We start from the raw sequence: 11,376 nt of genomic DNA on the forward strand, positions 1-11,376 counted from the left end.
GTTTAATTCTTGGAACAGATTCAAATTGTAAATTAGATAAGAGGGGTGAAAAAATGAATTTTGTAGATAGATTAATAGAAAAAGTAGAAGAGAGAAAGAGTCATATTTGTGTAGGGCTTGATCCTAGATTAAATCGGATTCCAGATAAAGTAAAAGAAGATGCAGTAAAGAAGTATGGTAAGACAGCTGAAGCGGTAGCTGATGCTTTTGTAACCTTCAACCAAGGAATTATTGATGCTGTAAAAGATTATATACCAATTGTTAAGCCACAGATGGCTTTTTATGAGCAGTATGGCTATCAAGGAGTTAAGGCTTTTGAAGAGACGGTAGCTTATGCTAAACAGCAGGGGCTGTTAGTGATTACTGATGCTAAAAGAAATGATATTGGTTCTACTGCAGAAGCTTATGCAGCTGGGCATCTAGGAAGTCCTAAGTTATGGGATAATAAACTACAAGCTAAGTCAGATTCTTTGACTGTAACTCCTTATCTTGGTAGTGATGGAATTAAGCCTTTTGTAACAAATTGTCAAGCTAATAATAAGGGACTTTTTATTCTAGTTAAAACTTCTAACCCCTCTGCTGGAGAACTACAGGATTTAGAATTGGCAGATGAGGATTTAGTTTATGAGAAGTTGGCCCGTTTGGTAGTGGATTGGGGGGCAGATAGTATAGGAAATAAAGGATATAGTTCAATAGGAGCAGTCATAGGGGCTACTTATCCTCAACAGGCTAAAGAATTAAGAGAAATAATGAAACAGAATTATTTCTTAGTACCAGGTTATGGTGCCCAAGGTGGAGGAGCAGAAGATGTAGTTCCTTGTTTTAATGAAGATGGCTTAGGAACAGTAGTTAATTCATCTCGAGGGGTTATCTTTGCTTATGAAAAGGAAGACTATAGTAATGATTATAGACAAGCAGCTAAAGAAGCAGTCTTAGATATGAATGAAGATATTAATACTGCTTTACAAGAGGCTAATAAATTAGCGTGGGAAGAATAATTGACAGTGTATAGTGTACAGTTTACAGTTAAAAATCAAATAATAAAGCAATTAGAGATTAGGAATCAGGAATTAGTGTAAAGAACAAGCCAGAAGAATTAAACCTTGTGTTTGATTCTGGGAATAGAAAGGTGAGGAATTATAGGAATAGGGATTAAAGAATAAATAATATAGAATAGAGAATAAAGATTAAATATGAAAAATAGCGATTGAAGATTGATGAGAGGCTTGATATATCAAGCCTGTTTGGTTTGAATTTATGGTTTAACTACAAACTAATAAACTAGGAGGGATGCAAATGCAACAAGCAAAGTTGGTCTTAGAAGATGGAACAGTCTTTACAGGAAATAGTTTTGGTGCACAGAGAGAAACTAGTGGTGAAATTGTATTTAATACTTCAATGACTGGTTATCAAGAAATTTTAACGGATGCTTCTTATAAAGGTGAAATAGTAACTATGACTTATCCTTTAATTGGAAATTATGGCACTAATGAAGAAGATATAGAGTCTTATACATCACATGTAAATGGATTTATTGTTAAAGAGTTTTGTCAAGAGCCTAGTAATTGGCGTTACCAAGAGAAGTTAGCTAATTATTTAAAAGAACATGGTATTGTAGCAATTTCAGGAATAGATACTAGAGCTCTAACTAAAAAATTAAGAAAAGAAGGAACAATGAAAGGGATTATTACAGTTGAAGATAAAGCTGAAAATGAATTAGTTACAGCAGCTAAAGAGGCACCAGGACTATCTGGTAGAGATTTAGTAGGTGAAGTAACAACAGATGAGATCTATAAAAAAGGAGAAGAAAATAAAGAGTATAAAGTTGTATTAGTCGACTGTGGGGCTAAAAAGAATATAACTCGTTCTTTAGTAGGTCGAGGTTGTGAAGTAATAGTAGTCCCAGCTACTACTTCAGCTAAGAAAATTTTATCTTATGATCCTGATGGGATTATGATCTCTAATGGGCCAGGTGATCCTCAAGATGTTTCATATGTAGTAGAGACAGTTAAAGAATTAATTGGTCAGAAACCTATCTTTGGAATCTGTCTAGGTCATCAAATCATTGGATTAGCTTGTGGAGCAGAAACTTATAAGTTGAAATTTGGACATCGAGGAGCTAATCATCCAGTTAAAGATTTAGCTACAGAACGAGTTTATATTACTTCTCAAAACCATGGTTTTGCCATTGAAGAAGAATCAGTAAAGGATTTGGATTTAGAAGTAACTCATATAAATGTCAATGATAATACTATAGAAGGAATTAAGCATAAAGAATATCCAGTCTTTTCTGTTCAGTATCATCCAGAAGCATCACCTGGACCAGAAGATTCACACTATCTATTTGATGATTTTATAGAAATGATGGGTTAAATCAATTAACAATTGACAATGTACAATTTACAATTGAAAGAGCAAAGAACAAATAATAATTAATAAAGAATAGAATAATTTAGAATTAGGAATCAGGAGTCAGGAATTAGTGTGAAGAACAACTTAGAATTAAATCTTGTGTTTAATTCTTGGAACAGGAAGATGAGAAATTAGTGGTAGAGGCTTAATATAGTAAGCCCGTATCTATGTATTGAATTTTTATAATAGAAGATAGATGTGATGTAAAGGCTTGATATATCAAACCTATTGGTTTTGAATTTATGGTTTTAACTGTCAACTGTAAATTGTGAACTGTAATCTATAATTGGGAGGTTAAAGTATGACACAAAGAAGAGATCTAGATAAAGTAATGGTTATTGGATCAGGGCCAATTATTATTGGACAAGCAGCAGAGTTTGATTATTCAGGAAGTCAAGCCTGCCGGGCCTTAAAAGATGAAGGATTAGAAGTTGTATTAGTTAATAGTAATCCAGCAACAATTATGACTGATAGAAATATGGCTGATAGAGTCTATATTGAGCCATTAACAGTAGAATCAGTATCTCAAATTTTAGAGCAAGAAGAGCCAGATGGTTTATTACCGACATTAGGAGGCCAAACTGGACTTAATCTAGCAACTGATTTAGCTGAAACAGGGATTTTAGATAAATTAGGAATTGAATTATTAGGTACTCCAATTGATACTATTCAGCAAGCAGAAGATAGAGATTCTTTTAAAGCACTGATGGATGAAATTGATGAGCCAGTCTTATCTAGTCGAATTACAGAAAATATAGTTGAAGCTAAGCATATTGCTAATGATATCGGTTATCCAGTCATTGTCCGACCTGCTTATACAATGGGTGGAGCTGGTGGTGGTGTAGCCAATAATCCAGATGAATTAGAGGAAATAGCTGGTAGAGGATTTAAGCATAGTCTGATTGGTCAGGTTTTAATTGAGAAGAGTATTAAAGGTTGGAAAGAGATTGAGTATGAAGTAATGCGTGATAGTAATGATAACTGTATTACTGTCTGTAATATGGAAAACTTTGACCCAGTAGGAGTTCATACTGGAGACAGTATTGTTTTTGCTCCTAGTCAGACATTAGCTGATAAAGAATATCAGATGTTACGGTCCTCAGCTCTTAAAATAATTAGGGCCTTAGGTATTGAAGGAGGTTGTAATGTTCAGTATGCACTAGACCCAGATACTTTCCAGTATCATGTGATTGAGGTTAACCCACGAGTCAGTAGATCTAGTGCTCTAGCTTCTAAAGCAACAGGGTATCCAATTGCTAAGGTATCAGCTAAAATTGCTCTAGGATATACCTTAGATGAGATTGATAATGCTATTACACAACGGACTAAAGCCTGTTTTGAACCTGCTCTAGATTATGTAGTAACTAAGATTCCACGTTGGCCTTTTGATAAATTCCATTATGCAGATAGAGAATTAGGAACTCAGATGAAAGCTACTGGAGAAGTAATGTCTATAGATAGAACAATAGAAACTTCCTTATTAAAAGCGGTTCGTTCTTTAGAGATTGGAGCTTACGGATTTAAGCATGAAGATATAGAAAAACTATCTGATGATGAAATTGAAGAACAATTAAAAGATGCTACTGATCAACGGTTGTTTGTAGTAGCTGAAGCACTAAGAAGAGGATATACAGTAGAAGATGTCTATCAAATTACAGAGATTACTACTTTCTTCTTGCATAAAATTAAGAATATCATAGAATGTGAACAGAGATTAAAAGAAGAATTAACTGCTGAATTATTAACAGCAGCAAAAGAGTTAGGGTTCTCTGATAGAGAAATTGCTTTATTAACTGGTAAGTCAGAAGAAGAAATTAAGAAGTTGCGGACTGAAGAAGAGATCAACCCAGTTTATAAGATGGTAGATACATGTGCTGCTGAATTTGAAGCTGAAACACCTTACTATTATTCTTCTTATGAACGATTTAATGAATCTGAAACTACTGATCAGGACAAAGTAATGGTCTTAGGTTCGGGGCCAATTAGAATTGGACAAGGAATTGAGTTTGACTACTGTAGTGTCCATTCAGTCTGGGCGCTAGATGAATTAGGATATGAATCAGTAATTGTTAATAATAATCCTGAAACAGTAAGTACTGACTTTGATACTTCAGATAGATTATACTTTGAACCACTAACTAAAGAAGATGTAATGCATATTGTAGAACATGAAGAACCTGAAGGGGTTGTTGTCCAATTTGGTGGGCAGACATCTGTTAATTTAGCTAAGCCATTAGCAGAAGCAGGAGTTAATATCTTAGGAACTAGCGTAGAAGCAATTGATCTAGCAGAAGATAGAGATAAATTTATTAATCTGCTAAAAGATTTAGATATACCAGCTCCTGTTGGTGATGTGGCAATGTCAGTAGAAGAAGCCAGGGGAATAGCTGGTGAAATAGGTTATCCAGTTTTAGTAAGACCATCTTATGTACTAGGTGGAAGAGCAATGCAAGTTGTTTATAATCAAGAGGAACTATTTGAATATATGGAGACAGCAGTTAAAGTTTCTCCTGAACATCCAATCTTAATTGATAAGTATATGGTAGGAAATGAAATTGAAATAGATGCTATTTCTGATGGAGAAGATGTAATCATTCCAGGAATTATGGAACATGTAGAAAGAGCTGGAGTTCACTCAGGAGATAGTATAGCAGTTTATCCAGCCCAGAACTTATCACAGGAATTAGAAGAAAAAATTGAAGAATATACTACTAAATTAGTAAGAGCTATGGATGTTAAAGGCTTAGTCAATATTCAGTGTGTAATCTTTGATGATGAAGTTTATGTTATCGAAGTTAACCCTAGATCAAGTAGAACTATTCCATATCTAAGTAAAGTAACAGGAATTCCAATGGTTAAGTTAGCTACACAGGCAATGTTAGGAGAAAAGCTAGCAGATATGGATTATCCAACAGGATTGGTGCCTAAACAAGATCATGTAGCAGTTAAAGTACCAGTCTTCTCCTTCTCTAAATTAACGAAAGTAGATACCAACTTAGGGCCAGAGATGAAATCGACTGGTGAAGTTTTAGGGTTAGATGAAGATTATGAAAAAGCACTCTATAAAGGATTTATAGGAGCCGGAATTGATATTCCAGAAGATGGAACTATTTTAGCTACAATTGCAGATAAGGACAAACAGGAAGCTATTCCTTATATTAAAGAGTTTGCTCAACTAGGATTTAATATTGTAGCTACAGAAGGCACTGCTCAAGCTCTTCGAGAGTCTGGGTTAGAAGTAGAAGAAGTCAACAAACTGTCTGAAGATGGTTCACCGAATGTAATAGATTTAATTAAGCAAGATCAAATTGACTTAGTAGTTAATACCTTAACTAAAGGTAAAGTACCAGCTAGAGATGGTTTCCAGATTCGAAGAAATGCCGTAGAGATGGGAGTTCCATGTTTAACTTCTTTAGATACAACAGAAGCTATCTTACATGTATTACAAGAGATTAAATCAGGAGTTGAAATTACAGCTAAGGCCTTACAAGACTACGTGTAAAAAATAATTGACAATTATAATGTACAATTAACAATTAAAAAACTAAAATAAAAGAATAAGTCTGAGTTTGAGATTAAGTTTAAATAAAATTCAAACTTAGATTTGGTAGGTACGGGCTTAATATATTAAGCCCTCTACCATTTTCTTTACTATTTTGTTTATTTTTAATCTTTATTCTCTATTATTTATTAATTGCTTTTAACTATCAATTCTCAATTGTAAATTAATAAAGGAAGAGGTGTTAAGATGGCACAACAAGTAATTAGAGAAATAGTTTCTCAAACGGAGATCTGTTCCAATCATTTTAAGATGGTTATTAATGCTCCAGAGATTGCTAATCAATCTCTGCCGGGCCAATTTTTACATTTAAAATGGGCCAAAGATTTAAAACAGAGTGATCCATTGTTGCGACGTCCTATTAGCTTTAATAGTATTAATCAAGAAACAGGAACTATTACACTTATCTATCGCGTAATAGGTCGTGGTACTAAGTTATTGTCTAATCTACAAGCAGGAGATAAAATAGATTTAATGGGTCCTTTAGGAGAAAGTTTTTCTATACCTAAGTCTACTGATAAAGTAGCTGTAGTAGGTGGAGGAATGGGGATTGCTCCGTTATTTCCTCTAGTAAATCAACTATTAGATTTAGATAAAGAAGTAGTTGTCTTATTAGGAGCCAATAACAAAGAACAGTTATTAAATTTATCTGAATACCAGAATTTAGAGATAGATTTAAAAGTAGCTACAATGGATGGAAGTTATGGTCATCAAGGCTTTGTAACTGGCTTATTAACAGAGTTAACAGATATAGATTATGTGTATACTTGTGGTCCAGAGATAATGATGCAGAAGGTACAAGACTGGGCTAAGCAAGAAGGGGTTCCAGGCGAAACCTCTTTAGAAGAAAGAATGGGTTGTGGAACTGGAGCTTGCTTATCTTGTGTCTGTAAAATCAAAGTTGGTAGTAAAGATGATTGGGAGTATCGAAAAACTTGTACAGAAGGGCCAACTTTCCCATTAGGCGAGGTGATATTTGATGAGTAAGGTTAATCTAGAAGTAGATTTAAATGGACTTAAACTACAGAATCCAGTAACTACGGCTTCGGGAACTTTTGGCTTTGGGGAAGAATATCAAGATTATGTAGATTTAGATAGATTAGGTGGAGTGATGGTTAAAGGAACTACCTTACATCCTAAAAAGGGTAATCCTACACCTCGGATTGCTGAAACAGAGGCTGGTATGTTAAATGCTATTGGGCTACAAAACCCAGGTGTTGATTACTTTTTAGATAAGATTCTACCCACTATTAAAGGGTATAATTTTAAGACTATTGTCAACATGTCAGGTAATACAGTTGAAGACTATGCTACGTTAGCTAGTAAACTAAATCAAGCAGATGTAGCTGCTTTAGAGGTTAATATATCCTGTCCTAATGTTAAAAAAGGTGGTCTGGCTTTTGGAACCCAACCAGAGATGGCTGCTGGAGTGGTAGCAGCAGTTAGAAAGGAAACAGACCTACCATTAATTACTAAGCTATCACCTAATGTAGCTGATATTACTGAAATTGCTAGGGCAGTAGAAGAGGCAGGAACAGATGTTATTTCTTTAATCAATACTCTATTAGGAATGAAGATAGATATTGATAATCAAGAACCTATTTTAGCTAATAAGATGGGAGGATTATCTGGGCCAGCAATTAAGCCAGTAGCAGTTAGAATGGTCTATCAGGTAGCACAAGCAGTAGATGTTCCATTAATTGGTATGGGTGGAATCAGCAATGCTCAAGATGCTATTGAGTTTCTATTAGCAGGAGCTGATGCCATTTCTATTGGGACAGCTAACTTTGTTAATCCACAAGTATCTATGGAAGTCTTAGAGGGTATAGAAGAGTATCTAGTAGCCAATAATTATGATGATGTTAGTAAGATAGTAGGGCAAGCAATAAAATAATTAACAGTTGACAGTGGACTGTTTACAGTTAGAAAATAAATAATAAATTATATTGAATAGAGAATAAATATTTCAAAGGCTTAAAAATAGAGCATAGTTTGAGATTAAGGTTAAGCTTAAGAAATTAAAACCTATAAATCATAAATGGTTTTTAAGGTTTTACTTAGCCTTAATCTTATGATCTATGAGTGGTGAGTAGATGATCTTCATCACGAAGAGTTTCTATGAAACTCGTAGGGGGAGTTAATTCAAAGTCAAAAGCATAAAATAGTTTAAGTGACTTGAAATGAAAGAATTTGAATGTAAATCTTTCGAATTAGCAGATGGCACACGACACATAGCATATGACAGAATTTTAATTTATAAATAAAAATTTGAGGGGGATAAATATGAAAGAAGAAAGAGTAATTGAAATTTTTAAGAAGACTGGAGTACTGCAGGAAGGACATTTTAAATTAAGTTCAGGTTTACACAGTAGTCAGTATCTACAGTGTGCACAAGTGTTACAGCATCCTGTATATGCTCAAGAATTGGCTGATGGATTAGCTGAGAAGTTTGCTGAGGTGGATATTGATGTAGTAGTTGGCCCGGCAATGGGAGGAGTAACTCTGTCTTATGCAGTAGGATTAGCTTTAGAGAAGAAGACTATTTTTACTGAACGAGAAGCTGGTAAGATGGTATTAAGAAGAGGATTTAGACTAGACCCAGGTGATAAGGTATTAGTAATTGATGATGTATTAACTACAGGAAAGTCAGTTAATGAGGTGATTGAAGTAATAAATAGAACTGGAGCTGAATTGGCAGGAGTAGGTGTCTTAGTTGATCGTAGTGAAGGCAAAGTCAATTTTGAAGTACCAACTGAGTCAATGTTGCAGGTAGATGTTGAAGCTTATCAACCAAAAGAGTGCCCTATGTGTAAAGAAGATAAAGGTTTTGATCAACCAGGTAGTCGGCATTTAAGTTAATATAGTAAAAAGATCAACCTAATAGGTTGATCTTTTTATTTTTTGATTTTGATAATTAATTACATCAGTACTTTAAAAGCAAGTGATTATTAGTTATAATGGTAGTGATTAATTGGCTATTGGTTATTAGTTATTAGTAGAATAAATGATAGTTAATAACAAGTAGCTGATATATATTGTAGGTGATGTAAGAAAGTAGAGGTGAAAAAATGAATTCTGAATTAGAAATTTCTTTGTTTGATATGGTAATTTGTTTATCTGATGCTTTGGATTTGGTCAATCCAGTAATTACAGGTCATCATAAACGGGTAGCTTATATTGCTGCTAGTATAGCAAGGGAGATGGATCTGTCTAGAGAAGAAATAAAAGATATTCTGATTGCAGGAGCTTTACATGATGTAGGAACTTTAGCTTTAGATAGAGAAATAGATGATTTGTTTTTTGATTTTAGTACTTTTCATGATGTAGGAAATCATGCTGAGATAGGTTATAAATTATTAAATCAGTTTATACCTTTTAGAGATGTTTCTAAAATAATTCGTTATCATCATACCCACTGGAATAGATCTAAATTAAAATCAAAATATCCATTAGGCAGTCATATTTTACATTTAGCAGATCGAATTGATGTCTTAATTGATCTGGATTCAGAGATTTTGGCTCAGTCAGAGGAAATAAAAAGAGAAGTTAAAGAACAAGAAGGAACAGTCTTCAATCCAGAGGTTGTTACTGCTTTTTTTGATTTAGCTAAACGAGAATCTTTCTGGTTTAATATTATATCTGATAAGATAGATCAAACTTTAGAAGATAGAGCTACTGGTTTGGCTGTTGATTTAGATTTAGAACTTCTATTACAGTTAGCTCGAGTATTTGGACAGATTATAGATTTTAGAAGTCCATTTACTGCTACACACTCTAGTGGGGTAGCTGCTAGTGCTGAGACATTAAGTAAATTAGTTGGAGTTTCAAAATCAAATTCTATTATGTTGAGAGTAGCAGGATATTTGCATGATTTAGGAAAGTTGGCTATTTCATCAGAAGTTTTGAATAAAGAAGGTAAATTAACTAATAATGAATTTAATATTGTTAAGAAACATGCCTTTTATACATATCGAATTTTATCTAGGGTAGAGGGATTAGATGAAGTTAAGCAGTGGGCAGCTTTTCATCACGAACGATTAAATGGGACTGGTTATCCATTCTGTTTAACTGCAGAACAACTTTCTTTAGAATCAAGAATTATGGCTGTAGCTGATGTATTTACTGCTATTACAGAAGATAGACCTTATCGAAAAGGGATGAATCAGAGAAAGGCAACTAAAGTTTTAGTAGAATTAGTAGAAAATTCTGCGTTGGATAAAGAAATTGTAGATGTTTTGTTAATTAATTATCAAGAGATTGATCGGATTCGAGACTCAGTTCAAACTATAGAAAGTGAAGAATATCAAAAACTATTTCAGCAGACTTATAAAACTTTATAGTAGTTAGAATGTATATTTTACTATAAATATTCTATACTAAGTATAATGATAGGATAATTATGGGAAAAAGAAGGAAAAAAAGAGTTAATCAAGAATTAATAATCAATTGAATCACTATATGTATTTATAGGTAGGAGTTTATTTTCTAAAAGAGGTGATGTTATGCAGCAGTTTGTTTATACAAATGAAGGAAAAGTTTTATTACGGGAAGCCAAAGAAGATGATATTCCTAAAATTTATGATATGTATCAAGACTACAAACCTGAATACTGGTGGCAAAGTCCAGAACTAAATGATTTGCGCCATGATATACTTAAAGAAGCTAATGGTAAAGTATTTGTAGCAATTTTAAATGATAAAGTAATTGGTCATGCTGAATTAGTTTTACCTATAGTAAAGGATAAACCAGTTTATTTAGTTAGATTAGATATTCATGATGACTATAGAAGGCGAAAATTTGGAATAGAATTAGTTCGTTATTCAGCAATTATTATGAAAGATTTAGGTTATCATGGATATGTTACTTGGCCCGATGTAGATAAGTCAAAAGGTTTGTTTAAGAAGGTAGGTCTTAAAGAGTTGACTAGAGATCCTCAACTTTTAGTTAAGGTAATAGGTCAGCGGGATGTGGAAGTAGAAAAGTTAAAAGAATTATCTTTTGCTGATAGGCCTAAAGATATGGAAGTAGTAGTTGGTTGTCCTTGGGGTAGAAACTATCAATGGATTAAATCTTTTCGAGCCAGTCAAGAAGAAGTTTTAGATTACTCTGGTCCTTTTGTACATCAGGTTAAAGTTGATGGGATTGAAGGAGTAATTCTTTTAGATGGTCTAATTTTGCAGATTTATCTTCCTGAGGCTGATGTAGACTTAGAAATTATCGAGAAGTTAATAGCTTATGGTTCTAATTTGGCTTTAGAAGAAGATATCGATACTTTACATATTAATTTACGATCAGATTTAAGATCTAAATTAGATTTATCAGATATCTGGGAAGTGCAGGAAGAAGATGAGCGGTTAGAGATGAAGATGGATTTTTAGTTTAAAACCAGGGCCAATATTGGCCCT

The 11,376-nt window shown here is 33.6% G+C and carries 8 protein-coding genes; all 8 read left to right on the forward strand.

Annotated elements, in window-relative coordinates; all coding sequences use genetic code 11:
• The first annotated feature begins 53 nt into the window (after positions 1 to 53).
• The 8 genes from pyrF (at position 54) to ACYQ39_RS13560 (ending at position 11,349) form a co-directional block, all read left to right on the forward strand.
• Positions 54 to 998 carry an orotidine-5'-phosphate decarboxylase gene (pyrF, locus tag ACYQ39_RS13525; RefSeq protein WP_459844126.1) on the forward strand — a complete coding sequence of 315 codons (945 nt, stop codon included), beginning with the start codon at positions 54 to 56 and terminating at the stop codon, positions 996 to 998.
• 298 nt (positions 999 to 1,296) lie between these two features.
• The gene (gene carA, locus ACYQ39_RS13530) at positions 1,297 to 2,373 is read left to right on the forward strand and encodes a glutamine-hydrolyzing carbamoyl-phosphate synthase small subunit (protein ID WP_459844129.1); all 1,077 of its coding nucleotides are present in this window, start codon (positions 1,297 to 1,299) and stop codon (positions 2,371 to 2,373) included.
• A 340-nt stretch (positions 2,374 to 2,713) separates the two neighbouring features.
• Positions 2,714 to 5,914, forward strand: coding sequence for a carbamoyl-phosphate synthase large subunit (gene carB, locus ACYQ39_RS13535; protein ID WP_459844132.1), 3,201 nt, complete (start codon positions 2,714 to 2,716; stop codon positions 5,912 to 5,914).
• Between the two features lie 246 nt (positions 5,915 to 6,160).
• Positions 6,161 to 6,958, forward strand: coding sequence for a dihydroorotate dehydrogenase electron transfer subunit (locus tag ACYQ39_RS13540; protein WP_459844135.1), 798 nt, complete (start codon positions 6,161 to 6,163; stop codon positions 6,956 to 6,958).
• Positions 6,951 to 7,865, forward strand: a complete 915-nt coding sequence (locus ACYQ39_RS13545) for a dihydroorotate dehydrogenase (RefSeq protein WP_459844138.1) — start codon at positions 6,951 to 6,953, stop codon at positions 7,863 to 7,865. Before ACYQ39_RS13540 ends, ACYQ39_RS13545 begins: the two co-directional genes overlap by 8 nt.
• A 389-nt stretch (positions 7,866 to 8,254) precedes the next feature.
• Positions 8,255 to 8,830, forward strand: a complete 576-nt coding sequence (gene pyrE / locus ACYQ39_RS13550; RefSeq protein WP_459844141.1) for an orotate phosphoribosyltransferase — start codon at positions 8,255 to 8,257, stop codon at positions 8,828 to 8,830.
• Between the two features lie 209 nt (positions 8,831 to 9,039).
• Positions 9,040 to 10,311: an HD-GYP domain-containing protein gene (locus tag ACYQ39_RS13555; RefSeq protein WP_459844144.1), complete on the forward strand. Its 1,272-nt coding sequence runs from the start codon at positions 9,040 to 9,042 to the stop codon at positions 10,309 to 10,311.
• Between the two features lie 162 nt (positions 10,312 to 10,473).
• Positions 10,474 to 11,349 carry a GNAT family N-acetyltransferase gene (locus ACYQ39_RS13560; protein ID WP_459844147.1) on the forward strand — a complete coding sequence of 292 codons (876 nt, stop codon included), beginning with the start codon at positions 10,474 to 10,476 and terminating at the stop codon, positions 11,347 to 11,349.
• Positions 11,350 to 11,376 lie beyond the last annotated feature (27 nt).

The sequence above is a fragment of the Halanaerocella petrolearia genome (assembly GCF_054657875.1).

Coding starts and splice junctions, on each gene's coding strand:
- ACYQ39_RS13540 (WP_459844135.1), top strand. CDS start 6,161: ATGGCACAACAAGTAATTAGAGAAATAGTTTCTCAAACGGAGATCTGT.
- pyrF (WP_459844126.1), top strand. CDS start 54: ATGAATTTTGTAGATAGATTAATAGAAAAAGTAGAAGAGAGAAAGAGT.
- ACYQ39_RS13560 (WP_459844147.1), top strand. CDS start 10,474: ATGCAGCAGTTTGTTTATACAAATGAAGGAAAAGTTTTATTACGGGAA.
- carA (WP_459844129.1), top strand. CDS start 1,297: ATGCAACAAGCAAAGTTGGTCTTAGAAGATGGAACAGTCTTTACAGGA.
- carB (WP_459844132.1), top strand. CDS start 2,714: ATGACACAAAGAAGAGATCTAGATAAAGTAATGGTTATTGGATCAGGG.
- pyrE (WP_459844141.1), top strand. CDS start 8,255: ATGAAAGAAGAAAGAGTAATTGAAATTTTTAAGAAGACTGGAGTACTG.
- ACYQ39_RS13555 (WP_459844144.1), top strand. CDS start 9,040: ATGAATTCTGAATTAGAAATTTCTTTGTTTGATATGGTAATTTGTTTA.
- ACYQ39_RS13545 (WP_459844138.1), top strand. CDS start 6,951: ATGAGTAAGGTTAATCTAGAAGTAGATTTAAATGGACTTAAACTACAG.